Annotated in this window: 17 protein-coding genes and 1 pseudogene; 10 read left to right on the plus strand and 8 right to left on the minus strand. The window is 70.7% G+C overall.

The genetic code is table 11. The features are described from left to right. Positions 1 to 353 precede the first annotated feature (353 nt). From ACQEUX_RS21590 to ACQEUX_RS21610, 5 genes are all read left to right on the plus strand, one after another. Positions 354 to 947 (plus strand): hypothetical protein, encoded by a 594-nt coding sequence (locus ACQEUX_RS21590; RefSeq protein ID WP_433051235.1) that lies wholly within the window; start codon positions 354 to 356, stop codon positions 945 to 947. 11 nt (positions 948 to 958) lie between these two features. Beyond that, positions 959 to 1825 carry a hypothetical protein gene (locus ACQEUX_RS21595; protein WP_433051238.1) on the plus strand — a complete coding sequence of 289 codons (867 nt, stop codon included), beginning with the start codon at positions 959 to 961 and terminating at the stop codon, positions 1823 to 1825. 180 nt (positions 1826 to 2005) lie between these two features. Continuing rightward, positions 2006 to 3667 (plus strand): sodium:solute symporter family protein, encoded by a 1662-nt coding sequence (locus tag ACQEUX_RS21600; RefSeq protein WP_433051241.1) that lies wholly within the window; start codon positions 2006 to 2008, stop codon positions 3665 to 3667. Positions 3668 to 3682: 15 nt separating this feature from the next. Continuing rightward, entirely contained in the window at positions 3683 to 3991 is a 309-nt protein-coding gene (locus ACQEUX_RS21605; RefSeq protein ID WP_433051244.1) for a hypothetical protein, read from the plus strand. Positions 3992 to 4072: 81 nt separating this feature from the next. Continuing rightward, the gene (locus ACQEUX_RS21610) at positions 4073 to 4459 is read left to right on the plus strand and encodes a hypothetical protein (RefSeq protein ID WP_433051247.1); all 387 of its coding nucleotides are present in this window, start codon (positions 4073 to 4075) and stop codon (positions 4457 to 4459) included. Between the two features lie 120 nt (positions 4460 to 4579). Here the strand turns inward: ACQEUX_RS21610 and ACQEUX_RS21615 are convergent, their stop codons facing one another. Continuing rightward, positions 4580 to 6364: a glycoside hydrolase family 6 protein gene (locus ACQEUX_RS21615; protein WP_433051250.1), complete on the minus strand. Its 1785-nt coding sequence runs from the start codon at positions 6362 to 6364 to the stop codon at positions 4580 to 4582. Positions 6365 to 6977: 613 nt separating this feature from the next. On the opposite strand from ACQEUX_RS21615, the gene ACQEUX_RS21620 reads away from it, so the two are divergent. Both ACQEUX_RS21620 and ACQEUX_RS21625 read left to right on the plus strand, forming a co-directional pair. Continuing rightward, the gene (locus ACQEUX_RS21620) at positions 6978 to 8240 is read left to right on the plus strand and encodes a hypothetical protein (protein WP_433051253.1); all 1263 of its coding nucleotides are present in this window, start codon (positions 6978 to 6980) and stop codon (positions 8238 to 8240) included. 1 nt (position 8241) lies between these two features. Beyond that, positions 8242 to 8925: a class F sortase gene (locus tag ACQEUX_RS21625; RefSeq protein WP_433051256.1), complete on the plus strand. Its 684-nt coding sequence runs from the start codon at positions 8242 to 8244 to the stop codon at positions 8923 to 8925. Positions 8926 to 8998: 73 nt separating this feature from the next. Here ACQEUX_RS21625 and ACQEUX_RS21630 read toward each other — a convergent pair whose 3' ends face one another. Beyond that, positions 8999 to 14083: an NAD-glutamate dehydrogenase gene (locus ACQEUX_RS21630; RefSeq protein ID WP_433051259.1), complete on the minus strand. Its 5085-nt coding sequence runs from the start codon at positions 14081 to 14083 to the stop codon at positions 8999 to 9001. A 289-nt stretch (positions 14084 to 14372) separates the two neighbouring features. On the opposite strand from ACQEUX_RS21630, the gene ACQEUX_RS21635 reads away from it, so the two are divergent. Then, positions 14373 to 16337, plus strand: coding sequence for a penicillin-binding transpeptidase domain-containing protein (locus ACQEUX_RS21635; protein WP_433051262.1), 1965 nt, complete (start codon positions 14373 to 14375; stop codon positions 16335 to 16337). A 691-nt stretch (positions 16338 to 17028) separates the two neighbouring features. On the opposite strand, the pseudogene ACQEUX_RS21640 reads toward ACQEUX_RS21635, so the two are convergent. From ACQEUX_RS21640 to ACQEUX_RS21665, 6 genes and pseudogenes are all read right to left on the minus strand, one after another. Then, positions 17029 to 17995 (minus strand): annotated as a pseudogene (locus tag ACQEUX_RS21640) (arginase family protein); the annotation flags it as partial. Positions 17996 to 18061: 66 nt separating this feature from the next. Continuing rightward, positions 18062 to 18985, minus strand: coding sequence for a tetratricopeptide repeat protein (locus ACQEUX_RS21645; protein ID WP_433051265.1), 924 nt, complete (start codon positions 18983 to 18985; stop codon positions 18062 to 18064). 219 nt (positions 18986 to 19204) lie between these two features. After that, on the minus strand, positions 19205 to 20893 hold the full coding sequence (locus ACQEUX_RS21650) for an acyl-CoA mutase large subunit family protein (protein WP_433051268.1): 1689 nt from the start codon (positions 20891 to 20893) through the stop codon (positions 19205 to 19207). A gap of 131 nt (positions 20894 to 21024) precedes the next feature. After that, entirely contained in the window at positions 21025 to 21441 is a 417-nt protein-coding gene (locus ACQEUX_RS21655) for an Asp23/Gls24 family envelope stress response protein (RefSeq protein ID WP_433051271.1), read from the minus strand. Between the two features lie 257 nt (positions 21442 to 21698). Then, entirely contained in the window at positions 21699 to 22703 is a 1005-nt protein-coding gene (meaB, locus tag ACQEUX_RS21660) for a methylmalonyl Co-A mutase-associated GTPase MeaB (protein ID WP_433051274.1), read from the minus strand. 55 nt (positions 22704 to 22758) lie between these two features. After that, a complete protein-coding gene (locus ACQEUX_RS21665; RefSeq protein ID WP_433051277.1) occupies positions 22759 to 23958 on the minus strand; it encodes an acetyl-CoA C-acetyltransferase in 1200 nt (399 codons plus the stop codon). A 62-nt stretch (positions 23959 to 24020) separates the two neighbouring features. Here ACQEUX_RS21665 and mce point away from each other — a divergent pair, with 62 nt between their 5' ends. Continuing rightward, positions 24021 to 24497 carry a methylmalonyl-CoA epimerase gene (mce, locus tag ACQEUX_RS21670; protein ID WP_433051280.1) on the plus strand — a complete coding sequence of 159 codons (477 nt, stop codon included), beginning with the start codon at positions 24021 to 24023 and terminating at the stop codon, positions 24495 to 24497. A gap of 337 nt (positions 24498 to 24834) precedes the next feature. Then, a complete protein-coding gene (gene ccrA, locus ACQEUX_RS21675) occupies positions 24835 to 26190 on the plus strand; it encodes a crotonyl-CoA carboxylase/reductase (protein WP_433057043.1) in 1356 nt (451 codons plus the stop codon). Positions 26191 to 26348 lie beyond the last annotated feature (158 nt).

Consider the following 26348-nt stretch of genomic DNA (forward strand, 5'->3'; position numbering starts at 1 on the left):
CGCGCCGGCCGGCTGCGCGCCCGGCGTGACGCCGGGCACCGGCGCGGGCGCCTTGGGCAGGATACGTAATCAAGGGCCGTTGCACTACCGCCCGTCGCGCTGACATCGACGCTCCGGCATGCAGCGACTCGATGACGGGGAAGCGCCCGCCGGCCGTAGGCCTCGCCGCACCGACCCGGCAGGTTGTCTGGAACGAGTCAGGTTTACGCCTGGCGACGAGCCCCGGACCTCGTCGTCGCGGCGCAGGAGAGCCCATTTCCCGACACCGGACGCGAGTCGGGCGAGGAAAGTGGCCTGGATCGGGATTGGCGATCGGTGCGCGGAGGGAATACCAGGTGACGAAGGAGGAGCCCATGTCGCCCACGCAGGTAATCGTCATCGTGCTCGTCGTGCTGGTGATCGTCGCGGTCCTGGCCGTGGCCGCCCGGTCGCTCGGGCGCCGTCGCGCGCTGCGCACCCGGTTCGGGCCGGAGTACGAGCGGGTGGTGGCGGAGCAGGACAGCCGGTCCGCCGCGGAGCGTGAACTGCGCGATCGGGAACGCCGGCACGCCGAACTCACGCTCACCCCGCTCAGCCCGGAGTCCCGGGCGCGCTACAGCGCCGCCTGGGAGGAACTCCAGATCCGCTTCATCGACTCGCCCGGCGAGACCGTGGGTGACGCGGACGAACTCGTCACCCGGCTCATCGAGGAGCAGGGTTACCCGACCGGGGACTTCTCCGACCAAATTGCCCACCTCTCCGTCGAGCACGCCCGCACACTGAGCAACTACCGGGACGCGCACGACATCCACCTGCGCAACTCCCGGGGCGAGGCCAGCACCGAGGAACTGCGGCAGGCGGTCGTGCACTACCGGGCACTCTTCGCCGATCTGCTCGGCGAGGAGCCGGTCGGCAACCGTACGCCCGAACAGCGCCACCACCCGGACCACGACGCCACGAGCCGCTGAGGAGGCCACCGATGCGCCAGGAAGAGCAGAAGGTGAGCAACGACCACCCGGAGGCCGTCCGGTCCGCGCCCGTCCCGGTGCCGCCCACCGGCGACCGGGCCGGCCGCTCGGACGTTCCCGAGGACGCCCTGGACGAGAGGGGCACCTTCGACGACGAGACCGCCGTCGCTGAGCGGACCAACGACGCCGACCGCCGGCACCGGTCGGCCGATCCGGGCGACGAGGGCGGGTTCCACGAGCCGGGGCCGCTGCCGACCACGTTCGGCGCCACCACCGTCGCCGACGCCGTGGCGGCGTCCGCGCTGGCCAGCCCGCATCCGGAGGACCAGCCGGACCCCCGGGCCGAACGGACCGCCCGGCCGGGCGACGGCGCCGAGGACGGCGAGCGTGAGGGTCTGCGCGCCGACCCCACCGCCGAACTGCACCGTCGGGACGCCGCCCCGGGGACCGACCCGGACGCGGTGGCCGCCGGCGCGGCGGGCTACGGGAGCGCCACGCCGGAAATGGTCGACCCGGACGCGGACGCCGAGCCGATCTCCACCGACGACGGTGCCAGGTCGTTGGAGTCCGCCGGGACCTCACGACCCGCCGGGTCGACCGTCGCGGCCGAGCCGGCCACACTCCTGGACGCGGACACCGCACAGGGGTTCCGGGATCGCTGGCGGGACGTGCAGCTGCGTTTCGTGGACGATCCGCACGCGGCGGCCGGCGAGGCGCAGGCGCTGGTGGAAGAGGCGATCCAGGCACTCGCGTCGGCGCTGGCCGCACAGAAGAACAGGCTGGGCGGATGGCAGGACGCCGGCTCGGCCGACACCGAGCAACTGCGGATGGCGGTTCGCCGCTACCGGGACTTCCTGGATCGCGTCCTGGGGCGCTGAGCCAGGGACGGACCACGGGGGTGCCCCGGCCGGTCGGCCGGGGGCACCCCCGCTCGCATTCCTGCCGTAGCCGCCCGGCCAGGCCCGAACGCAACCCGTCCGGCTCGAAGGAGTGAAAACCGACGTGTCGGGTAGTAGGGCGCCGCTCCACCAGAAGCAGCGGGACGAAGGGTGACGGGGATGGACGACGGCGGCGGTCTTCGGCTCGACATGAACGGCCTGGACTACCTCATCCTGGCGCTGTACTTCGTCACCGTCCTCGGGGTCGGCTTCGCCGCGCGCCGGGCGATCCGGACCAGCGTCGACTTCTTCCTCTCCGGCCGTTCCCTACCGGCCTGGGTGACCGGTCTCGCCTTCGTCTCCGCCAACCTGGGCGCGTTGGAGATCATCGGGATGGCCGCGAACGGAGCCCAGTACGGCGTCATGACGCTGCACTACTACTGGATCGGCGCGGTCCCGGCGATGGTCTTCCTGGGCATCGTGATGATGCCGTTCTACTACGGGTCGAAGGTCCGCAGCGTGCCTGAGTACCTGCGGCTGCGGTTCAACCGCCCCACCCACCTGCTGAACGCGCTCAGCTTCGCCGTCGCGCAGGTGCTGATCGCCGGGGTGAACCTCTACGCGCTGGCCCTGGTCATGCAGGCCCTGCTCGGCTGGCCGCTCTGGACCGCGGTCGTGGTGGGCGCGGCGATCGTGCTGGCGTACATCACCATCGGCGGTCTGTCCGGGGCGATCTACAACGAGGTGCTCCAGTTCTTCGTCATCCTCGCCGGCCTCATCCCGGTCACCGTGATCGGCCTGGTCAAGGTCGGTGGGGTGAACGGCCTGATGGACGCGGTACGCGACTCCAAACTCGGCGAGGCCGGCCTGCACGCCTGGCAGGACACGGGCAGCACCGCCAACCCGCTCGGCGCGCACTGGATCGGCATCGTCTTCGGCCTGGGCTTCGTGCTGTCGTTCGGCTACTGGACGACGAACTTCGCCGAGGTGCAGCGCGCCCTCTCGGCGAAGAACATGAGCGCCGCCCGCCGTACGCCGATCATCGCCGCGTACCCGAAGCTGCTCATTCCCCTGGTCACGGTGATCCCCGGCCTGGTGGCACTGGTCACGGTGAAGGGTCTCGGGGCGGAGAGCGGCGACCTGCAGTACAACAACGCGATCCCGCTGCTGATGCGCGACCTGCTTCCCAACGGTGTGCTCGGGGTGGCGGTCACCGGCCTGCTCGCCTCGTTCATGGCCGGCATGGCAGCCAACGTGAGCGGCTTCAACACCGTCTTCACCTACGACATCTGGCAGGCGTACCTCCGTCCGGGCCGCTCGGACGAGTACTACCTGCGGATCGGCCGCTGGGCGACGGTCGCCGCCGTGGTGGTCGGGATCGGCACCGCGTTCATCGCGGCCGGGTTCAGCAACATCATGAACTACATCCAGGCGCTCTTCTCGCTGTTCAACGCGCCGCTGTTCGCCACGTTCATCATCGGCATGTTCTGGAAGCGGATGAGCGCGCTGGCCGGCTTCTGGTCGCTGCTGTTGGGCACCCTGGCATCGCTGGCGACGTACCTGCTCTACAAGGGCGGCGTGATCCACTTCAACTCTGACCTGGAGGAGAGTTTCTGGGGAGCCGGCATCGCGTTCGTCACGGTGGCGGTCGTCGCCGTGGTCCTCACTCCGCTCACCGCCCCCAAGCGCGACGAGGAGCTGCGCGGGCTGGTCTACGGCATGGGCGGCGTCGACCTGAAGGGCGACGTGCTCGCCGGGGACGCTGTCTGGTACCGCTCCCCCGTGCTGCTCGGTGTGATCGCGGTGGCACTGGCCGCCCTCTTCTACATCCCGGTCTTCTAGGAAAGGGGTCGGCAGATGGACAACCACAGCCAGCCGGCACAGGACCCGTTGATCGACGAGACGCAGGCGGAGCAGCAGCGCTCGGCCGCGGCCCGGCTGTTCGACATCCGCCGGGTGATCGGTGGCCTCTTCGTGGCGTACGGGATCATCGTGACGCTGATCGGCATCTTCGACAGCCGGGCTGAGATCGACAAGGCCGAGGGCGTACGGATCAACCTCTGGGCCGGGCTGGTGATGCTCGCCTTCGGCCTGCTCATGCTGGTCTGGCAGTGGCTGCGCCCGGCCGAACCGCCGACCCCCAACGAGCAGCAGCCCGGCAGCTGACCGCCAGGCCGTGCGGCATGAGCGCGGCACCAGGGGGTACGCGAGGGGGATCAGGCACCGTGTCGGACACAGGAGGCAGCCATGACCGATCGCGATCGCCAACCGCCGTTGGAGGACAGCCCGGAGGTGGCCTCGGCGGTGGATGATGACGCCACCGTCCCGCAGCTGCGAACCGGGGGCGGCCCCGACCGGGACACCCCGGCCTTCTCCGAGCCCCGGGGCCGGCCGGACGACCTGGCGCCGGACACCGACGAGTTGATCGGCGACCCGTACGGTGCCGGCACCGGGGCGACCGGAACGGGCACCGGTGCTGGCGGGGACAACATCCGCACCGGAGGAGAGCAACCCTGGGAGCCGGAGGACCTGGTGATGGCCCGCGGACAGGACCTCACACCGGAGAACCTGGACAAGGCCCGCCGTGATCTGGCCGAGCAGGGTCGGGCGGCGATCGAGCGCACCGTGCCCTGACCGGGGCACGAGGGGGGTCCCCGGCCCGACCGTCACGGTCGAGCCGGGGACCCGGGGGGAACCTGCCGCCGGCAGTGCCTCACCTACTGTCGGCGGCGGGTGGGTGCGGGAGCGTTCCGGTCAGAGCGCCGGGTACGCGTTGCGCATGAGCTCCTGGAACTGGGCGGAGAACCACGCACCGGAGATCGGCGCGTCCGGCAGCGCACCGGACGGGTTGTTGCCGTTGCGGGCGTTGCCGCCGTACGTCGGGTCGCACATCCGGTCGAAGCCCTTGCCCTCCTCGTTCTCGATCAGCTTGCTGGAGCCGTCCGACTCACCCGGCGGCTTCACCCACACGTACGCGTCGATGCCCGGCTCCGGGTTCGCCCGGGGCCGCTCGCCGAGGCCGGCGCCGGCCTGGTTGCACCAGTTGCCGAGGTGGAGCCTCCGGTCGATCCGACCCCCGTTGACGTACGTGTCGACGCTGGTCGTCGCGCCCGGTCCGGTGGGCCGCGCGGAGCCGCCCCAGCCGTTGCGGGACGTGTCGATCAGCATGCCGATACCGGAGTTGAAGCCGACCGAGACCAGCTTGTCGCGGAACGCCTGGGCGAAGGACAGCTCGTCGACGTAGTAGTTCCAGTCCACCCACTTCGACTGCCGCACCGTCTGGCCGTTCACGGTGTCCGTGACCTTGAAGTACGGCTCGCGCAGCGCCGAGTAGTTCGCCGTGTTGACGATGAACCCGTGCACGTTGTTGACCGTGCTGCCGGAGGCGACCGCGGCGGTCTTCAGGATGTCGGCGGTCGGACCGAAGTTGGTGTCCCAGCCGAGCCAGCCGTGGTGGCCGGCGTCGATGTAGTTGTAGACGTTGCCGATCGCACCCAGCTTGGCCAACGCGTAGCCGACACCGTTGACGTACGCGCCGTTGGCCTTGACCGTGTCGCACATGGCCGTGCCACCGGGCTGACCGGAGGTGTTGGTCACCAGGTTCGGCAGCGAGTCGATCTCGATGACGTTGATGATCCGCAGGTTCCGGTACTTGGCGTCGGCCTGGATCGCGGCGATCGGGTCGATGTACTCGGCCTTGTACCTGGGCAGCTCGTCGGGGCCAAGCTCACCGTTCGAGGCGAGCGCGGAGCAGTCCCGGCCGGGCAGGTTGTAGATCACGAACTGGATGTAGCCGGCCCCCTGCCGCAGGGCCTCGTCCAGGTGGTCACGCACCCCGAACGCACCGTTGGAACTGCTGTCCGGAGTGCCGTTGATCGCGGCGATCCGGTCCAGCCAGACGGCGGTGGGGTTGTTGGAGACCCGGCTTCCGCCCGGCTCGGCGTCCGCCTTGGCCTTCCACTCCGGGTTCACGTAGCCGCGCGCCCCGGCGTACGGGTTGTCCACCCTCGTGCCCGGCGGGGGCGTGGTGGGCGGCGGGGTGGTCGGCGGTGGCGTGGTGGGCGGTGGGGTGGTCGGTGGCGGAGTGGTGGGCGGCGGGGTGGTGGGGCCGCCGCCGTTGCAGACCACGCCGTTGACGGTGAACGAGGTCGGCTTCGGGTTGCTGCCGCTCCACGCGCCGTTGAAGCCGATGCTCGTCGACGCGCCGGTGGCGAGGTTGCCGTTGTAGGGCAGGTTGCGCGCGGTCACCTGGCTGCCGGACTGACTGAACTCGGCCGACCAGCCCTGCTGCACCCGCTGGCTGGAGTTGGGGAAAGTCCAGCTCAACGTCCAGCCGTTGATCGGGTCACCGAGGTTCTTGATGGTGACGTTCCCGGTGAAGCCGCCGGGCCAGTCGGTGGTCGAGTAGGCGACGTCGCACTGCGTCGCGGCCTGCGCCGCGGTAACCGGGATTGTCACCAACCCACCGGCGACCAGGACGCCCGCGCCGGCGAGCGCGAGGCCCCGGCGTGGGCCGGACAGCCTTCTCCACACATTCATGCCACTGATCTCCTTGGGCGAGACCGGGCTCGCGTACGGCCCGGCGAGACGGCCCGGTAGGCGTCCTGCACGGACGGCCGCCGGCGCCAACGGGATTCTTCGGGGGTGCCCGACCCGGACGGGCGAGGGTGGTGGTGGTGCCGACCGCCGCAGCGGCCGATCGATCGGCGGTGGACGTCGCCCGGCGAACCGGGTGCCCTCGACTCCCTGCCTGCGCGGTGTGGCTCCCCGAACCGCGTTCGCCGATTCTCGCATGGGAGCGCTTCCATGGCAATGGCTCGATGCGTTGCGCGCAGGGCCACCCCGGAGCCGGTTTCGGACGATACCCCCGACCGCGCCCGAGTCGTGCCAGCGCGACCGCGGCAGCCGGTACCGGACGACCGCGGTCGGCCACGCACGGCGAGCATCGGACACCGTTTGGCGGACGGAACACCGTGGGTCAGCAGGGACGGCGCTCGGACCCCGCGAAAGACGCTTAGCACCCCTTCATCGCTTACTCGCAGTAAAGGTCAAAACGCGAATCTTTCACTTCATAAGTCATGAAACGGTCTAACGTCGGTCTTAGCTCGGTTGTCGCCGGGCTGAGGACAACAGGGATGGAGTGACGCAGGTCATGGCTAAGAAGATGCTCGGGAAGGTCGTTGCGGGCGCCGCGCTCGGTGGCGCCTCGCTCCTGGTGTTCGCACCGGGGATCGCGTTCGCCGACGGGCACCACGACGGCGGCAAGGACCGTGACGGCAAGGTCTACGCCAAGCCGCACGTCGTCAAGGCCGGCGACGAGGTCAAGCTCCTCGAGATCTGCCCGGATCGGCAGGAGCACGCGTACGTGTGGTCCAAGGTCACCGGCAAGGTCAAGCTCAAGCCGGTGCACGACGACCGGGGTGAGGACCGCGAGTGGAGCGAGGAGGAGAACTCCTCCGGCCACGACGACAAGGGCAAGGACGAGAACGGCAAGGACCACAAGGGCAAGGACGAGAACGGCAAGGACGAGAACGGCAAGGACCACGGCAAGGACGAGAACGGCAAGGACCACAACGGCAAGGACGAGAACGGCAAGGACAACGGCAAGGACCACAACGGCAAGGACGAGAACGGCAAGGACAACGGCAAGGACGAGAACGGCGGCCAGGGCGGCGGCGCTGCCGCCGACGCCTACGGCGACGAGGGCAGCAAGGACTGGAAGGGCGAGGAGCACGGCCAGGACGCGGAAGACAGCCGTGACAAGAAGGACTGGGAGTCCAAGGACGAAGACAAGAAGGACTGGGAGTCCAAGGAGAACGGCTCCGACGAGCGCGGCTCCGACGAGAACGGCGGATACGGCTCGGACGAGAACGGCTCGGACAAGGGCTGGGAGTCCAAGGAGAACGGCTCCGACGAGCGCGGCGGCTACGGCTCGGACGAGAACGGCTCCGACGAGAACGGCGGATACGGCTCGGACGAGCGCGGCTCCGACGAGTACGGCTCGGACAAGGGCTGGGAGTCCAAGGAGAACGGCTCCGACGAGCGCGGCGGCTACGGCTCGGACGAGCGCGGCTCCGACGAGTACGGCTCCGACAAGGGCTGGGAGTCCAAGGAGAACGGCTCGGACGAGCGCGGCTCCGACGAGCGCGGCCGGCATGAGGACCGCGAGTTCGTCTACTACGGCGAGGCCAAGGTCGACAAGGACGCCAAGCCGGGTCGGTACGAACTCAAGGGCTCGTGCGGCGAGGGCGAGCTCGTCGTGCTGCCCCACGGCGGTGTCGACGGTGGTGACGGTGGCGCCAGCACCGGCACCGACCGTGGCCTCGCCACCGGTGGGGCGAGCCTGCTCGGCGCTGCCGCGCTGGGCGGGATCGTGCTGATGCGTCGTCGGCGGACCGATGGTTCCCTCGTCTGACGTGACGACGACACGGGCCGGCGGCCGTCACGGGAAACCGTGGCGCGCCGCCGGCGCGGCCGTCGTCGTCACCATGGCCATGATCGGCGCCGGTATGATCGGCGCCGCCCTGAAGACCACGCCCGCTCCCCGCCCGCCGCAGCCACTGGCCCAGGCCGGGCCCGAGGTCACCGGTACCCCACCGGCCGACGGGCAGCCGGTCGACCAGGGGGACGTGCCAGTCGGGCTGGCCCGTTCCGCACCGACCAGCATCGAGATTCCCCGGATCGGTGTCAACGCGACGATCATGTCGTTGGGCACCAACCCGGACGGAACAGTCCAGGTTCCCCCGCTGGAGCAGGCCGACCGGGCCGGTTGGTACGAGCCGGGCGCGAGCCCCGGCGAGACCGGTAACGCGGTCATCGTCGGGCACGTGGACTCGGCGGTGCTCGGTCCGGCTGTCTTCTTCGACCTCGGCGCCCTCACCCCCGGCGACACCGTCACCGTGCGGCGGGCCGATGGCCGGCCGGCCACCTTCAAGGTCGACTCGGTGAAGTCGTACCCGAAGGCGGCCTTCCCCACGGAGTTGGTGTACGGGCCCAGCGACCGGCCCGGCCTGCGGGTGGTGACCTGCGGCGGTCAGTTCGACGAGGCCGCCAAGAGCTACCCGGACAACGTGGTCGTCTTCGCCAGCCTGGTGGCGTGACCGGCGACGAACGAAGCGCGGTCCGGCCGGTCGGGTCACCCCGACCGGCCGGACCGCGTCCGGCGTACCTGAGTCAGGCGGCCGCGGAGGTCCGCACCAGGGTGCGGATCTGGCGCAGCAGCACCGACAGGGCGGCGAGATCCGCCCGCGACTCGTCGAACTCCCCCATCGCCCGCCGGGCACGGTGGATCGAGGTCGCGTTCGACTGCTCCCACTGCTGCACCCGCTCATGCGGCGGCAGGTTGTCCGGGGTGGAGTCGAGCACCTCCGCGGTGAGCGCGGCCAGCGCGGCGTACAGGTCGTACCGCAGCGCCATCCGAGCCAGCGTCTGCCAGCGGTCCTCCCGAGGTAGCAGGGAGATCTTCGACAGCAGCGAGTCCACCCGGAACAGGTCGGACAACACGAAGTAGACCGAGGCCACCTCGCCGACGTCCCGGCCGCTGGCGTTCGCGGTCTCCACCACGTCCATCAGGCCGAAGCTGTACATCAGCCGGGTCGCCTGCTCCGCCAGGTCGCGCGGCAGCCCACGGTCGGTCATCGAGTCGATGTGCGCCGCGATGCCCTGCCGCTCGTTGCCGTAGAACAGGTCCTCCAGCCCCGGCAGCAGCCGGGCCACCCCGTCCCGCAGGCGGGCGATCTCGGCCGGCACGTCGATCGGCGAGCGCCGGTTGGTCACCAGCCACCGCACGGCGCGGTCGAGCAGCCGCCGAGTGTCCAGGTAGACGCTGGTCTGCAGCTCCGGGGAGACCTTGTTGTCCAGTGCCTCCACCGCGTCCCACAGCTCGCGCAGCCCGAACACCTCGCGGACCACCACGTACGCCCGGATCACGTCCGCGGCGCTGGCCGCGGTCTCCTCGACGACCCGGAAGACGAACGAGATGCCGCCCCGGTTGATCGCCTCGTTGACCAGCACGGTGGTGACGATGTCCCGGCGCAGGCGGTGCCGGCCCATCCGGTCGGCGAACCGCTCGCGCATCGGCGTCGGGAAGTAGTTGACCAGGACCTCGGTCGTCCACTCCTCGTCCGCCAGCCCCTCGGTGAGGATCTCCCGCTCCAGGACGATCTTCACGTACGCGAGCAGCACCGCGAACTCCGGCGCGGTCAGGCCGGACTCGCTGCGGACCGCCAGTTCCTCGTCCGGCGGCAGCGCCTCCAGCGCCCGGTCCAACGCGCCCGAGCGCTCCAGCTCGTTGATCATCCGGCGGTGCACCGGGAGCAGCGAGGCCGCCTGAGCCTGGGCGTTGTTGATCGCCCTGGCCTGGTCGTAGTTGTCCCGCAGCACCAGCTCCGCGACCTCGTCGGTCATCCCGGCCAGCAGCTCGTCCCGGTCGGCCGTGGTCAGCTCCCCGTCGGCGACCGCGGTGTTCAGCAGGATCTTGATGTTCACCTCGTGGTCGGAGGTGTCCACCCCGGCCGCGTTGTCGATGAAGTCGGTGTAGATCCGGCCACCGGTCAACGCGTACTCGATCCGGCCGAGCTGGGTCCAGCCCAGGTTGCCGCCCTCGCCCGCCACCCGGCAGCGCAGGTTGCGCCCGTCCACCCGGATCGCGTCGTTGGACTTGTCGCCCACCTCGGCGTTGGTCTGGGTGGACGCCTTGACGTAGGTGCCGATGCCGCCGTTCCAGAAGAGGTCCACCGGGGCGGTGACGATCGCCTTCATCAGCTCCTGCGGCGACATCTGCGTAACGTCGTCGTCCAGGCCGATCGCCGCCCGGACCTGCGGCGTGATCGGGATGGACTTCGCGGTACGCGGGAAGATGCCACCACCGGCCGAGATCAGCTCCGGGTTGTAGTCCTCCCAGGACGAACGGGGCATGTCGAACAGCCGGCGCCGCTCCGCGTACGAGGTGGCGGCGTCCGGCTCCGGGTCGAGGAAGATGTGCCGGTGGTCGAAGGCGGCCACCAGCCGGATGTGCTCGGACAGCAGCATCCCGTTGCCGAACACGTCGCCGGACATGTCGCCGACGCCGACCACCGTGAAGTCCTGGGTCTGGGTGTCCAGGCCCAACTCCCGGAAGTGCCGCTTGACCGACTCCCAGGCACCCCGGGCGGTGATGCCCATCTTCTTGTGGTCGTAGCCGGCGGAACCGCCGGAGGCGAACGCGTCACCCATCCAGAAGTTGTGGGCCTTGGAGATCTCGTTGGCGATGTCGGAGAACGTCGCCGTGCCCTTGTCCGCCGCCACCACCAGGTACGGGTCGTCGCCGTCGTGCCGGACCACGTCCTCGGGCGGCACGATCTGCCCGCTGACGATGTTGTCGGTGACGTCGAGCATCGCGCCGACGAACTCCTGGTAGCAGGCGACCGCCTCATCCCGGTCACCCGGCTTCTGCTTCAGCACGAAGCCGCCCTTGGCGCCGACCGGCACGATGACGGTGTTCTTCACCATCTGCGCCTTGACCAGGCCGAGCACCTCGGTACGGAAGTCCTCCCGACGGTCGGACCAGCGCAACCCGCCCCGGGCCACCGGCCCGAACCGCAGGTGCACACCCTCGAACCGGGGCGAGTAGACGAAGATCTCGAACTTCGGCCGCGGCGCCGGCAGGTCCGGAATGGCCTGCGGGTCGAGCTTGAACGCCACGTACGCCTTCGGCCGCCCGTCGGAGCGCTTCTGGTAGAAGCTGGTCCGCAGGGTCGCCTCGATCAGCGTCAGGTACGAGCGCAGAATCCGATCCTGGTCGAGGCTGGCCACGTCGTCCAGCGCGCCCCGAATCGTCTCCACCAGCTCACCGCTGCGCTGCTGACGCTGCTCGGCGCTGAGCTCGCCCGGCGCGAACCGGGTCTCGAACAGCTCCACCAGCAACGCGGCGAGCTTCGGGTACGCGATGAACGTCTGCTCCATGTAGTCCTGCGAGAAGACCGTGCCGGCCTGCCGCAGGTACTTCGCGTACGCCCGCAGCACCACCACCTGCCGCCAGGTCAGCCCGCCGCGCAGCACCAGTTCGTTGAACCGGTCCACCTCGGCCTCGCCGCGCCAGGCCGCCGCGAAGGCGTTCTCCACGTGCGGGCGCACCTCGGCCAGCTCGTGATGCCCCTCGGGCAGCATGAGGCCGAAGTCGTACAGGTAGACCCGGCCGTCGATCCGGTCCACCTCGTACGGGTGCTCGTCGACCACCCGGACGCCGAGCGAGTGCAGCACCGGCAGCACGGCGGAGAGCATCATCGGCTCGCCGTACCGGTAGACCTTGAACCGGACGTCCATCGCCTCGGCCAGGTCCGCTCCGGGCACCCGGGTGCCCGGCCGGGGCGCGAGCTGCTTGCGGAACAGGTGCATCTCCAGCTGGCCGGGCTCCTCCAGCAGCTCCAGCTTCGCCAGGTCCTTCATCGCCTCGTACGGCGTGTGCCCGTCCTTGTAGCCCTCCGGGAACGCGTCGGCGTACCGGGCGAACAGGTGCTTGGCCTGCTCGTCGCCGAGCTTGCGCTCGAGCACCAGCCGATAGTCGTCGTCCCAGAGTCGGGTGGCGTCGGCCAGCTCCTCGGCCAGCAGGTCGGCGTCGATGTCGCCGGGCGGCCGGGTCGGGTCGGTACGGACGATGAAGTGCACCCGGGCCAGCATCGACTCGGTGACCCGGGTGGTGTAGTCCACCCCGACACCGTTCAGCTCCCGCAACAGGATGTCCTGCATCCGCAGCCGGTTCTGCGTGGTGAACCGGTCCCGGGGCAGGTAGATCAGGCAGGAGATGAACCGCCCGTACGCGTCCCGGCGCAGGAAGACCCGCAGCTGCCGACGGCCGGCCATCCGCAGCACGCCGATCACCGCGTGGTACAGGTCGTCGGTCTTGATCTGGAACAGCTCGTCGCGCGGGTAGGTCTCCAGGATCTGGATCAGATCCTTGCCGGAGTGGCTGCGCCGGCTCAGGCCGGAGCGGTCCAGCACCTCAGCGACCTTGCGGCGTACCACCGGAAGCTCGCGGACGCTGGTCCGGTAGGCGGCGGTGGAGAACAGGCCCAGGAAGCGCCGCTCGCCGACCACCTCGCCGGCGGAGTTGAAAATCTTGAAACCGATGTAGTCCAGGTACGCCGAGCGGTGCACGGTCGCCCTGGAGTTGGCTTTGGTGATGATGAGGAGACGCTTCTCCAGCACCTTCTCGTGCGCCTCGGGCGTCATCGACGACAGCGACCGGGCATCCGGCGAATCCGAGCGCAGGATGCCCAGACCGGTGCCGAGCACCGCCTCCAACGCCTTGCCGTCGGCCGAGCCGGTGGCGTCGTCGCCGCTGGGGGCGTCCACCAGCCGGTACTCGCGGTAGCCGAGGAAGGTGAAGTGGTCCTGGGCGAGCCACCGCAGCAGCTCCACCGAGTCGGTGATGTCCTTTTCCGGCACCGGTGGGCGGTTATCGGAGGTGCGGGCCGAGGACAGCTCGTCGGCGAGCGCGAGGGCACGCTGACGCATCTTCGGCCAGTCCTCCACCGCCTCCCGCACATCGGTGAGCACCCGCTGCAACTCGCGGCGCAGCCGCTCCCGCTCGGCGGCGTCACGGACCGGGTCGATCTCGATCCGCATCCAGCTCTCGATGATGTCGCCGGCGATCGCGTCGTCCGGCTCCACGTCCGCGGAGACCTCGGTGAGCCGGCCCAGCGGCTCACGGCGGACCACCACGAGCGGATGCACCAGCAGGTGCACGTCGAGGTGGTACGAGTTGAGCAGCGCGGTCACCGAGTCGACCAGGAACGGCATGTCGTCCGTGACGATCTCGACGACCGTGTGGTGCTGGTCCGCGTGCGGTTCGTGAATCCGCAGCTTCAGCTCGCCGGGCACCCGCTGCTGGGCGAGGTCCCGGTGTGCCCGGGCCGCGTCGAGCATCTCCTCCGCCGTGAAGCCGACCAGCTCCTCGTCCGGGGCGAACCGCCAGAAACGGCCGACCAGGGTCGCCGCGTCGTGGTCGTCCCCGGCGAGCGCGACAGCCTGGGCCACCAGGCGCTCCGCGTTGGGAACAGGTTCGTCGAGCTCGGCGTCCTCCACGTCGTCGGCCAACGCCTCGGTCGGCAGGCCCAGTTCGTAGATGGTGTCGATGCTCGACCCGGTCAGCCCGGTGACTCCCGTGTCGAGCCGGCCGTAGCCGTCCCCGTCGGTCGCCGAATCGAAGCTGTCGTCGTCCCGGCCGGAGTCATCCTGCCGGAGGTCGGGTTCCGGTTTGATCGCCGGACGCCGGTCCATCGGTGCCACTCCCCTCGACCCACCGCGTTGTGGGTCACTCTGCCGCCCAGCCTAGGCCCTGCCGTTCTGCGCCTTCGTCGGCGGACCACTGGCCGGACGTCCGGATCGGGACTTTGTCCTTTCACCCGTTGCGGGTCCGAGGTTGGCCGGCTGCGGGATACCCCGCCACGCGATGTTCATCACACCGGCGGGCGCCGTCTTTGGGTGCGTTCGCCCACCCGGGGGACGTTGAGGACGCCGCTCGCGTACTACCGTGCGGGGGCAGTCCCAGATCGGAAGGACCAGCTCCATGCCCCTGTCGTACCCCCGGCCCCAACGGCCGAACCCAGCCCGCCGCCTGGTCGCCGCCCTCACCACGGCGCTGCTCACGGCCGGCGTCCTGGCTGGCTGCTCGGGTGACGACGGGCCGCAGCGCACCGTCGACGCCTTCCTCGCCGGCTGGCGCAGCGGCGATCTCCAGGCGGTCGGCCTGATCGACCCGACCGGCACCAAGCTGCCGTCGACCGAGGTGACCCGCGAGATCAAGGAGCTCTCCGGTGAGCTGGCGGCCACCCCGCCCACGCTGACGCGTCGTGGCGAGCCGAAGGTCACGGCGGACATCGCGACCACGACCGTCCAGGTGGAGTGGACCCTGCCCGGCCAGACCCGCTGGGCGTACGACCGGGAGGTGCGGCTCGCCCAGGGCAAGGACGACCAGTGGCAGGTGATCTGGGAGCCCAAGGTGGTGCACGAGCAGCTCACCAAGGGTGACCGGTTGGGGCTGCGCCGCGACGCCGGTGCCCGAGCCGGGGTGCTGGACGCCGCTGGGCAACCGCTCGTGGCCCCCCGGCCCGTCGTCCGGGTGGGCGTGCAGCCCAACGGGGTCGCCGACATCAAGAAGCTGGTCAAGGACCTCGACGCGGCGTTCAAGGCGATCCGCCCGGCGCTGGTCCCCGCCGTCGACCTGGCCGACCTGCCCGAGCGGGTGGCCAAGGCCGACCCGGGCGCATTCGTCGAGGTGGTGTCGCTCCGCGAGGAGGCGTACCGGCAGATCAAGCCCCGGATCTACGACCTGCCCGGCACCAAGTTCATCTCCGACAAGATCGACCTGGCGCCCACCCGGGAGTTCGCCCGGGCGCTGCTCGGCACGGTCGACCCGGCGCAGGCCGATGACCTGACCGCGCACCCCGACCGGTACGTCGTCGGCGACCTGGTCGGGCACGGCGGGCTGCAGGGCCGCTACGACGAGCGGCTGCGCGGCGGCCCCGGGCTGACCGTGGTGGTCGAGCGTCCCGCCGAGGACGGCAAGCTGGAAACCACCGGCACCGAGTTGTTCCACCGGGCGCCACAGCCCGGTCAGGCACTGAAGACCACGCTGGACGTCGCCGTCCAGAACGCGGCCGACGGGGCCCTGCGCGGCGAGTCGCGCCGATCCGCGCTGGTGGCGCTTCGGATCAGCGATGGCGCGGTGCTCGCCGCGGCGAACGGCCCCGGGCCGGCCGGGGAGAACCTGGCCTTCAACGCCCAGGTGCCGCCGGGCTCGACGTTCAAGATGGTCAGCACGCTGGGCCTGTTGGACCGGGGCGTGGTCACCCTGGACGGGCCGGTGGACTGCAAGAAGACCTTCACCGTGGACGGTCGGTCCTTCAAGAACTCGGACAACTTCGAGCTCGGTTCGGTGCCGTTCCGCACCGACTTCGCCAAGTCCTGCAACACCGCGTTCGCCTCGCTGGCGCCGAAGCTCGGCGGTGACGGGCTGGCTGCCGCGGGCCGCTCGCTGGGCCTGGAGGGTCAGTGGGACCTCGGCACGGACGCCTTCACCGGCAAGGTGTCGACGGGCGGCAGCCTGGCCGAGCAGGCCGCGGCGTCGTTCGGGCAGGGCACCACACTGGTCAGTCCGCTGGCCATGGCCGGTGCGACCGCCGCCGTCGCCCGAGGCCGGTTCGAGCAGCCGAAGCTGCTGATCGACCCGGCGCCGACCAAGCCGGCCCCGGCGGGCGAGCAGCTCAAGCCGGAATCGGTCGTGGCGCTGCGCACGATGATGCGCGAGGTGGTCACCACCGGCACCGGCAGCGCGCTCAAGGATGTGCCCGGCGAGGTGTACGGCAAGACCGGCACCGCCGAGTACGACGACAACCCGGCCCACACCCACGCCTGGTTCGTCGGGTGGCGGGGTGACGTGGCGTTCGCCGTCTTCGTGGAGAAGGGCGGCGCCAGCACGGCCTCAGCCGTCCCGATCGCCGAGCGCTTCCTCCGCGCCCTCCCAACCCCCTGACCACGAACGCCACCGAGGCGCGGTGCCAGCCGCCCGCGCGCACCGCTCAAGCGTGATCGACTCGCTTTCGCTGATGTCGGGGTGTCCCGCAGCCGGGACACCCCGACATCGTTGACACCGAGTCGATCTTCGCCCGGCGGCCGGGAATTGAATCAGGCGGTGTCGGCTTTGTGCCGGTCCGTTAGGTTTTGGGCTGGTGAGGAGGTCCGTCGGAGCAGACCTGGGCCGGCCGACGCGGGTGGGCCGACCGGCTCCGGCCCAACCGGAGCCGGGATGGGAGCTGCGGCACCCGATGGCTCGGCGTGGGCTGACCCGGGCCCAGGAGATGGGGTGCCGGAGGACCCGGCCCCGAACGCGTCGCCATCGGGGCCGCCGGCAACAGCCCCGAACGCGTCACCATCGGGGCCGCCGGCAACAGCCCCGAACGCGTCACCGTCGGCGCGGCCGGCATCAGCCACCTCACCGCCGGAGCGTTCGATGCCGGCAAGATCGGCGGCGCTGGCCCCCGCATCGGAGGACCCGGCCTCGGCGGGCGACCTGGCATCGACGGACGACTGCCACGAGGTGACCTCTGCGAGTTTCGCCTCGCCGCCGATCACACTCGGTGGTCCGACGAGCCGGTCGTGCCCGTCAAGCCGCTCGGCGCGGTCGGATCGCTCGGCGGCGGCGGCCCTGGACCGGCCGTTACCGCGTCGTGGGCTGGGCGTGGGCCGGGCCGACAGCAGCCGCGGCGGCACCGCTTCCGGGGCGGTGACCGGGGCCAGGCCGGCGACCACGGTGTTGACGATCTCGGCCGCGTACGAGCCGTCCGGGTCGTAGTCGGGGTCGAAGACGGTCAGCTCCACGCCCAGGCAGTGCGGGGTGTCGACCAGGCCGGCGAGCAGAATCTCCAGCTCGGCGAAGGCGATCCCACCGGGGTCGGGGGCGTCCACGGCGGGCATCACCGCGGGGTCGAGCACGTCCACGTCGATGTGCACCCAGTAGCCCGCGCAATCGGCGAGCTGCTCGTGCGCCCATTGGGCCGTCCGGGCGGCGCCTTCGGCACGCAGCGCCGGCACCGGTCGGGTGGTGATCCCGGCGGCCTGGAGGTCGAGCCGGTACTCGTCCTGTGCACGGATGCCGAGCACCACCACGTCGATGTCACGGAAGTAGGGCCGGCGCCCCTCCAGCGCGGCCAGGTCGGCCTGCCCACGCCCGGTGACGAGGGCCAGGTCCTCACCGGCGGCAGCGCCGACGTAGGAGGCGTTGCCGGGGTGCCGGAAGTCGGAGTGCCCGTCCACGAAGACCAGCCCGATCCGCCCGCCGACGGCCTCACCGAGGCGGTGCATGGCCAGCGCGGAACCGAGCAGCACCGAGCAGTCCCCGCCCAGCACCACCGGGAACTCGCCCCGATCGATGATCGAGCCGATCCGTTCGGCGAGGACCAGCGAGTAGTCGGCGATCTCCCGGGCGTGGCACACGCCGTCGCCGGGCCGCCAGTCACCCGGGTCGTACCGGGGTGGGGTCACGCAACCGGCGTCGCGGGCCCGCAGCCGGGCCAGCAGGTCGTGGTCACGCAGGGCTCCGGGCGCCTTGGCACAGCCCGGGACCGACGTGGACGTCGGCGGCCGCAGACCCAGGTTTGTCGGCGCGTCGAGGACGGCGATCCGGCGCATCATGAGCTCCCGTCCTCGGTGATCGGGCGGGCCGGCCGGAACGCCGGCCCGCGCTGGCGTACGACGAACTCAGAACAGGGCGCTGGCCAGTGCCCGGCGCGCCGAGGCGACGGCCGGATCATCCGGGCCTGCGATGGAGAAGAGCGAGACCAGGTGCTGGCGGACCGTCTCGCGGTCCTCACCGGCGGTGCGCCGGACCAGACCGACGAGCCGGGCGTACGCCTGCTCGGCCAGGCCACTGAGCACCTCGATGTCGGCGGCCAGCAACTGGGCGGCCACGTCGTCGGGGGCGCTCTCGGCGGCGGCCAGCGCGGCGGCGGGGTCCGCGCCGGCCACCCGGCGGGCCACTCCGACCTGGGCCAGCCCCGCCGTGGCCGCGGCGTCCGCCGGGGCGTCGGCCAGGATCTTCCGGTACGCCTGCTCGGCGGCGTCCAGATCGCCGCTCATCAGCGCGTCGTCCGCCTCGTCGAGGCGCGGGTCCTCCGGCTCGGCGACGGCCACACCGCCGGCCTTGAGCACGGCCTGGAGCCACTGCCGCAACTGCGCCTCGGGCACCACACCGGAGAAGGCGTCGACCGGCTGACCGCCGACGACCGCGTAGACCATGGGGATGCCCTGGACCCGGAACATCTGGGCGATTCGCGGGTTTTCCTGCACGTCCACCCGGGCCAACACCCAGGTGCCGCCGCCCTCGGCGTTCAGCCGCTCCAGGACCGGGGCGAACTCGTCGCTCTCCGGGAAGCCGGCCGCGCCGAAGAACACGATGACGGGCATGGCCATCGACCGTTCGAGCACCTCGGACTGGATGGTCGCCTCGGTGACGTCGACGATGGCGGTGTCACCGCCGGCGGTGGGCGCGCCGGGGGTGCCGTTGGACGGGCCGCCCTGCGGGGGCGTGCCGGGGCGGGTACTGGCTGGTGCGGGGCCACGCAGCGTGCTGAGGTCGACCGCGCCGCGGGTGAAGATCGACGAGGTGATCCGTGGGTCGCTCATGGTTACCTAGTCTCGCACGTGAGCCCGCGATCTCAGCTCACCCGCAACCCCGACGTTGCAACTCTCACCCCGCCGTCCCACCCCACCCCAGACCCACCCCCGCCCCCGCCCCAGACCCGGCCCGAACCCCCGCGATCTTGCACTTTCTGCCGCCGAAACGCGGCATTCGCGCCGCTTGCCGGGACAGCAAGTGCAAGATCGCGGGGGTGGGGGTTGGGGTCAGAAGCGGGCGGGCTCGCGGTAGGTGCCCCATTCGGCGCGGAGCGCGTCGCAGATCTCGCCCAGGGTCGCTTCGGCGCGGACCGCGTCCAGCATGGCGGGGATCATGTTCTCGTCGGTCCGGCTCGCCTCGACCATCCGGGTCACCGCCGCGCGGACCGCTGACTCGTCCCGAGCGCCCCTGCGCTCGGCGAGCACCCGGCGCTGCTCCAGCTCCACCTCGTGCGAGATGCGCAGGATCTCCAGCTCCTTGGCGACCGTGCCGGTGTGGCAGTTGACGCCGACGATCTTCTTGTCACCCTTTTCCAGCGCCTGCTGGTAGACGAAGGCCGACTCGGCGATGTGCCCGGTGAACCAGCCGTCCTCGATGCCGCGCAGGATGCCTGAGGTCATCGGACCGATCTGGTGCGGGCCCTCCCCGCCGAGCTGCCGGATCCGGGCGAAGATCTCCTCCGCCTCGGCCTCGATCTTGTCGGTCAGCGCCTCGACGTACCAGGAGCCGCCGAGCGGGTCGGCCACGTTGACCACGCCGGTCTCCTCCATCAGCACCTGCTGGGTACGCAGGGCGATCTCGGCGGACTCGTCGGTGGGCAGCGCCAGCGTCTCGTCCAGCGCGTTGGTGTGCAGCGAGTTGGTCCCGCCGAGCACCGCGGCGAGGGCCTCGACGGCGGTGCGTACGACGTTGTTGACCGGCTGCTGCGCGGTCAGCGACACCCCGGCGGTCTGCGTGTGAAACCGCAGCCAGAGGGCCTTCTCGCTGGTCGCGCCGTAGACGTCACGCAGCCAGCGGGCCCAGATCCGGCGGGCGGCCCGGAACTTGGCGATCTCCTCGAAGAAGTCGAGGTGCGAGTCGAAGAAGAAGCTCAGCCCCGGCGCGAACACGTTCACGTCCAAGCCGCGCGAGAGGCCCAGCTCCACGTAGCCGAAGCCGTCAGCCAGGGTGTACGCCAACTCCTGCGCGGCCGTCGAGCCGGCCTCGCGGATGTGGTAGCCGGAGACCGACAGCGGCTTGTAGCGCGGGATCTCCCGGGCGCAGTACTCCATCAGGTCGCCGATGAGGCGCAGGTGCGGCTCGGGGTCGAAGAGCCACTCCTTCTGCGCGATGTACTCCTTGAAGATGTCGGTCTGCAGGGTGCCGTCCAGCTTGGACAGGTCGGCGCCCTGTCGCTCGGCGGCGACCAGGTACATGCAGAACACCGGCACGGCCGGGCCGGAGATGGTCATCGAGGTGGTGACACCGGCCAGGTCGATGCCGTCGAAGAGCGCCTCCATGTCGGTGGCGGTGTCGATGGCGACGCCACAGTGACCGACCTCGCCGAGCGCCTGCGGGTCGTCGGAGTCGCGGCCCATCAGCGTCGGCATGTCGAAGGCGACCGAGAGGCCACCACCGCCGGCGCCGAGGATCATCTTGTAGCGCTCGTTGGTCTGCTGGGCGTTGCCGAAGCCGGCGAACTGCCGGATCGTCCAGGTCCGTCCGCGGTAGCCGGTCGGATACAGACCCCGGGTGTACGGGTACTCGCCCGGCCAGCCGATCCGTTCGAAGCCGGGATAGCTGGCGCCCTCCGGCGGCCCGTAGACCGGCTCCACGGGCATTCCGGAGAGCGTGGTGAAGTCCGCGTCCCGCTTGCGCGCGGCGTCGTACCGGGCCTGCCAGCGCGCCCGTCCGGCGTCGATCTCGTCGGCATTCATCCGCGGGCTCCTCCTCGGTCCTCGACTACACGTCGAGTCTAGAGGTCTTGCCTGAACGATCGCTAAGTCGCCCCGAACCTGCCGGTAACCAGGCGGTCCGACAACTGTCGCGACCGCCCGTCCGCCACGCCTCAGGCCCCGGCCGCTCCCGGCTGGTTCAGCTCGATGTCGTCGACCGTGACGTTGACCTGGGTGACCGTCAGGCCGTACTTCTCCACCGCCTCGATCACAGCGGCCCGCACCGCCTCGGTCACGTCGGCCACGACGTGCCCGGAGTCGATCACCAGGACCACGTTGATGACCGCCGTCGTGCCGCTCACCTCGGCGGAGACGCCACGGCGGGCGTCGCCCGTCTCGTCCAGGCCGACCTTGTCCAGAATGCTGTTGAAGAAACGGGCCACGTCACCACCGAGGTCGGCGACGCCGGGCACCGAACGAGCGGCAGCTCCAGCGATCTTCTCCACGACCTCGTCGGAAACCGACGTGGTGCCCCGGACGGCGTCCGTCGCGGGCTCTGCTGCGCTGGCGTTCTCCACCGCGTCCGTCATGATCACATCTCCCTGGTCCCGACGCATTGTGGACCGACCGGCTCGTCAGCCCGCTTCGCGGAGGCCTAGCCCTCGGCCACGCGCTGGGAGCCTACTAAAACCGGAGCCACCTTCGCTTCCGGGCAGGCTGCGTGCCGCAACTCGCCAACCGCACGGGTGGTGGCATCCCGCGCGCACGTGGACATATCGAACCACCAGGCCGCGTCTGCGGAGACGTCCAGCATGGACGTCCACCTCGCCCCTGCCGAGGTCCAGGGTCAAGAGGCGAGCTGAGCGAGCAACTCGTCCGCCGCCGTGTACGGGTCGATCGCGCCCTCGGCGACCTTGGTGGCGAGCGTGGCCAACTCCGTACCGTCGCGCAGCGAGCCGATCCGGGCGCGGAGGGCGCCGAGCGCGATGGCCTCGACCTCGGCGGCGGCCCGCGTCTCCTGGCGGCGGCGTAGCTCACCGTGCTCGACCAGCCAGCCCCGGTGCTTGTCGATCGCGGCGGCGATGTCGTCGATGCCCTCGCCCCGGGCGGCGACCGAGCGGACCACCTGCGGCCGCCACTGCCCAGGGCCGCGCTCACCGAGAGCGATCATGCCTTGGATGTCGCGGACGGTGGCGTCGGCGCCGTCCCGGTCGGCCTTGTTGACCACGAAGACGTCGGCGATCTCCAGGATGCCGGCCTTGACCGCCTGGATCGCGTCGCCCATGCCGGGGGCGAGCAGCACCAGCGTCGTGTCGGCCAGCGAGGCGACCTCCACCTCGGCCTGCCCGACGCCGACGGTCTCGACCAGCACCACGTCACAGCCGGCGCCCTCCAGCACCCGGACCGCCTGCGGCGTCGCCGCGGCCAACCCGCCGAGGTGCCCGCGGCTGGACATGGACCGGATGTAGACACCCGGATCGGTGGCGTGGTCCTGCATCCGCACCCGGTCGCCGAGGATCGCGCCGCCGGTGAACGGGCTGGACGGATCGACCGCCAGCACACCGACCCGGTGTCCGCGTGCCCGAAGCGCGCGGACCAACTCGTTCGTGGTGGTGGACTTGCCCACCCCCGGCGAACCGGTCAGCCCGACCACCTGGGCCTGCCCGGCGTACGGCGCCAGTGCGGCGGCGATCGCCGGCAGCAGCGCGTCACCGTTCTCCACCAACGTGATCAGCCGGGCCACCGCGCGTGGGTCACCCGCGCGGGCCCGTTCGACAAGCAGCGGTACGTCCCGGCTGCGGCGCACCGAGGTGGTGCCCCCTGCCGGGACGTGCTCAGACGCTTCGCTCACTGTGCCATCTTCGTTCGCGACCGCGGGGCTCGCAGAACCGGCTCACCCGTCGCGCTCACTGGTTGGCCGCTGCGTTCCCCGGTACGTGGATGATCAGCGCGTCGCCCTGGCCACCGCCACCGCACAGCGCCGCCGCGCCGGTACCGCCGCCGCGCCGCTTCAGCTCCAGCGCGAGGGTGAGCACCAGGCGCGCGCCGGACATGCCGATCGGGTGCCCCAGGGCGATCGCACCGCCGTTGACGTTGACCTTGTCCGGGCTGATGCCGAGGTCACGGGTGGACTGCACACCGACCTGGGCGAACGCCTCGTTGATCTCGATGAGGTCGAGGTCCGCGACGCTCAGACCGCCCTTCTTCAGGGCGTGGTTGATCGCGTTGGACGGCTGCGAGTGCAGGGAGTTGTCCGGGCCCGCCACGTTGCCGTGTGCACCGATCTCCGCCAGCCAGGTCAGCCCCAGTTCCTTGGCCTTCGCCTTGCTCATCACGAGCACCGCGGCGGCCCCGTCGGAGATCGGCGACGAGCTGCCGGCGGTGATCGTGCCGTCCTTGGTGAAGGCGGGACGCAGCTTGGCCAGCGACTCGACGGTGGTGTCCGGACGGATGCCCTCGTCCTCGCTGATCACCAGCGGGTCACCCTTGCGCTGCGGGATCACCACCGGGGCGATCTCGTCGGCGAAGTGGCCGTTCTTCTGGGCGGCGGCGGCCCGCTGGTGGCTGGCCGCGGCGAAGGCGTCCTGCTCCTCGCGCGTGATGCCGTGCCTGGTGCCGAGCCGCTCGGTCGACTCGCCCATGGAGCAGCAGTCCCAGGCGTCGCTGAGCCCGTCGTGCGCCATGTGGTCCTTGACCACCACGTCGCCGTACTTGTAGCCGGTGCGCTGCCCCATCAGCAGGTGCGGGGCGTTGGTCATCGACTCCATGCCGCCGGCCACCACGATGTCGAACTCGCCGGCGCGGATGAGCTGGTCGGCCAGGGCGATCGCGTCCAGGCCGGACAGGCAGACCTTGTTGATGGTCAGCGCAGGCACGGACATCGGCACGCCGGCCTCGACCGCCGCCTGCCGTGCCGGGATCTGACCCGTGCCGGCCTGCAGCACCTGTCCCATGATCACGTACTGGACCTGGTCCGGACTGACGCCGGCACGCTCCAGCGCCGCCTTGATGGCGATCCCGCCGAGCTTCGTGACCGGGAGGTCCTTGAGGTTGCCCAGCAGCCGCCCCATCGGGGTCCGCGCGCCGCTGACGATCACCGAAGCCATGCCTGCCTCCGAGGGGGGTGCCGAGCTGTACGCCTTAACGATTATTCGGTCAGACTAGCGCCATGGCTGAGAACCCCCCCGCCGAGCCCGGTGCGGACTACGTCACAGACATCGGGCTCCGCAAGATCGACCATGTCGGGATCGCGGTGGCCGACCTGGACGTCGCGATCGACTTCTACCAGCGGACGTTCGGGATGCGCTGCGTACACGTCGAGACCAACGCCGAGCAGGGCGTCCGGGAAGCGATGCTGGCCGTCGGGCCGACCACCGAGGGCGGCTGCGTGCAGTTGCTCGCCCCGCTCGGCCCGGAGTCGACGATCGCCAAGTTCCTGGACCGCAACGGGCCGGGCGTGCAGCAGGTCGCGTACACCGTGGTGGACATCGACGCGGCCTGCGCGGCGCTGCGCGAGCGGGGGGTGCGCTTGCTCTACGACACCCCACGACGCGGCACCGCGGACAGCCGGATCAACTTCGTGCACCCGAAGGACGCCGGCGGAGTCCTGATCGAACTCGTCCAACCCGCCGGCACCACCCACTGACCACCGCGCCCCACCCCCCTGTTGATCAAGAGGTTTGCGTCATCCTCGGTCCCGAAGGCGACCGAAAGCTCTTGATCAACAGGGGGGCGACCCCGCCAAGCCCGGTGTGCGCGCACGTCAGTGCGCGGTTGGCGGGGTGGCCGGACACCTTCACGCATCGGTCGATGCAGTTTTTCACAGAGGACTTCCCGCCCTAGCTACCGTTCAGTAACGTCCGGCCCCACAGGAGCGCGACCGGTGCCGGATGTGTCGAATGCCGACATGGCGGTCGTGCCCACCGGCGCCGACGATGGCAGCACCCGGGCCCGTGCGGGTGCGGGACGAACCGGAGGTCACCGTGCAGGACATCCTCGAAGCGATCATGGCAGCGGAGGAATCGAACGATCCGGACCGCGAGCTCGCCGGCGTCGCCGGGCTGCCCGTACCGGAGAGCTACCGGGGAGTGGTGGTCCGCGCCGAGGAGGCCCGGATGTTCGACGGCATGTCCACCCGGGACAAGGACCCGCGCAAGGCGCTGCACGTGCAGGAGGTGCCGACGCCGGAGCTGGCGCCGGGCGAGGCGTTGGTCGCCGTGATGGCGAGCGCGATCAACTACAACACGGTGTGGACCAGCATCTTCGAGCCACTGCCCACCTTCAAGTTCCTCCAGCGCTACGGCCGGGTCTCCGAGCTGACCCGCCGGCACGACCTGCCGTACCACGTGGTCGGCTCGGACGCGGCGGGCGTCGTGCTGCGCACCGGCCCCGGGGTGACCCGGTGGGCACCCGGCGACGAGGTGGTGGCGCACTGCCTCTCCGTCGAGTTGGAGGACGCGGCCGGGCACGACGACACCATGCTCGACCCGCAGCAGCGGATCTGGGGCTTCGAGACGAACTTCGGCGGGCTGGCCGAGATGGCCGTGGTCAAGGCCAACCAGCTGATGCCCAAACCGCGGCACCTGAGTTGGGAGGAGGCGGCCAGCCCCGGGCTGGTCAACTCGACCGCGTACCGGCAGCTCGTCTCGCACCACGGGGCCAACATGAAGCAGGGCGACGTGGTGCTGATCTGGGGCGCCTCCGGCGGCCTCGGCGGGTACGCCACCCAGATGGCGTTGAACGGCGGAGCGATCCCGGTCTGCGTCGTCTCCTCGCCGGAGAAGGCCGAGTTGTGCCGCAAGATGGGCGCGGAGCTGGTCATCGACCGGGCGGCGGAGGGCTTCCGCTTCTGGAAGGACGAGGAGACACAGGATCCGGACGAGTGGCGGCGCTTCGGCGAGCGGATCCGCGAGCTGACCGGCGGCGAGGACCCGGACATCGTCTTCGAGCACCCGGGTAGGGAGACGTTCGGTGCCAGCGTCTACGTGGCCCGACGCGGTGGAACGATCGTCACCTGCGCCTCCACCAGCGGCTACCAGCACCAGTACGACAACCGTTACCTGTGGATGCACCTCAAGCGGATCGTCGGCAGCCACTTCGCCAACTATCACGAGGCGTGGCAGGCCAACCGCCTGATCGCGCTCGGCAAGGTGCACCCGACGGTGTCCCGCACCTACTCGCTGGAGCAGACCGGCCAGGCGGCGTACGAGGTGCACCGCAACGCCCACCAGGGCAAGGTCGGGGTGCGCTGCCTCGCACCCGGCGACGGGCTGGGCGTACGCGACGGGGAGCTGCGGGCCCGGCACGAGGACGCGATCAACCGGTTCCGGGGGCACTGACCCCGGAACGCCCGGGTCCGGACACCGACCCGGTCACCGGCTGGACGGGTGAACGCTGGATGGCCAATGCGGTGATCCGTCATTGTTCTTCCACCCCATTAGCGGAAGACCCACCCGGATCGAACAAAGGGCCTTGGGGTAACCCCGGGGCCCTTTTC

Source organism: Micromonospora sp. CA-259024, assembly GCF_050936255.1.
Lineage (GTDB): Bacteria > Actinomycetota > Actinomycetes > Mycobacteriales > Micromonosporaceae > Micromonospora.

Excerpts from the sequence above, each read along its gene's own strand:
- ACQEUX_RS21595 (WP_433051238.1), top strand. The coding sequence starts at position 959 with ATGCGCCAGGAAGAGCAGAAGGTGAGCAACGACCACCCGGAGGCCGTC.
- ACQEUX_RS21655 (WP_433051271.1), bottom strand. The coding sequence starts at position 21,441 with ATGACGGACGCGGTGGAGAACGCCAGCGCAGCAGAGCCCGCGACGGAC.
- ACQEUX_RS21610 (WP_433051247.1), top strand. The coding sequence starts at position 4,073 with ATGACCGATCGCGATCGCCAACCGCCGTTGGAGGACAGCCCGGAGGTG.
- ACQEUX_RS21605 (WP_433051244.1), top strand. The coding sequence starts at position 3,683 with ATGGACAACCACAGCCAGCCGGCACAGGACCCGTTGATCGACGAGACG.
- ACQEUX_RS21650 (WP_433051268.1), bottom strand. The coding sequence starts at position 20,893 with ATGAATGCCGACGAGATCGACGCCGGACGGGCGCGCTGGCAGGCCCGG.
- ACQEUX_RS21645 (WP_433051265.1), bottom strand. The coding sequence starts at position 18,985 with ATGAGCGACCCACGGATCACCTCGTCGATCTTCACCCGCGGCGCGGTC.
- ACQEUX_RS21600 (WP_433051241.1), top strand. The coding sequence starts at position 2,006 with ATGGACGACGGCGGCGGTCTTCGGCTCGACATGAACGGCCTGGACTAC.
- ACQEUX_RS21630 (WP_433051259.1), bottom strand. The coding sequence starts at position 14,083 with ATGGACCGGCGTCCGGCGATCAAACCGGAACCCGACCTCCGGCAGGAT.
- ACQEUX_RS21635 (WP_433051262.1), top strand. The coding sequence starts at position 14,373 with ATGCCCCTGTCGTACCCCCGGCCCCAACGGCCGAACCCAGCCCGCCGC.
- ACQEUX_RS21590 (WP_433051235.1), top strand. The coding sequence starts at position 354 with ATGTCGCCCACGCAGGTAATCGTCATCGTGCTCGTCGTGCTGGTGATC.
- ACQEUX_RS21620 (WP_433051253.1), top strand. The coding sequence starts at position 6,978 with ATGGCTAAGAAGATGCTCGGGAAGGTCGTTGCGGGCGCCGCGCTCGGT.
- ACQEUX_RS21615 (WP_433051250.1), bottom strand. The coding sequence starts at position 6,364 with ATGAATGTGTGGAGAAGGCTGTCCGGCCCACGCCGGGGCCTCGCGCTC.
- mce (WP_433051280.1), top strand. The coding sequence starts at position 24,021 with ATGGCTGAGAACCCCCCCGCCGAGCCCGGTGCGGACTACGTCACAGAC.
- ACQEUX_RS21665 (WP_433051277.1), bottom strand. The coding sequence starts at position 23,958 with ATGGCTTCGGTGATCGTCAGCGGCGCGCGGACCCCGATGGGGCGGCTG.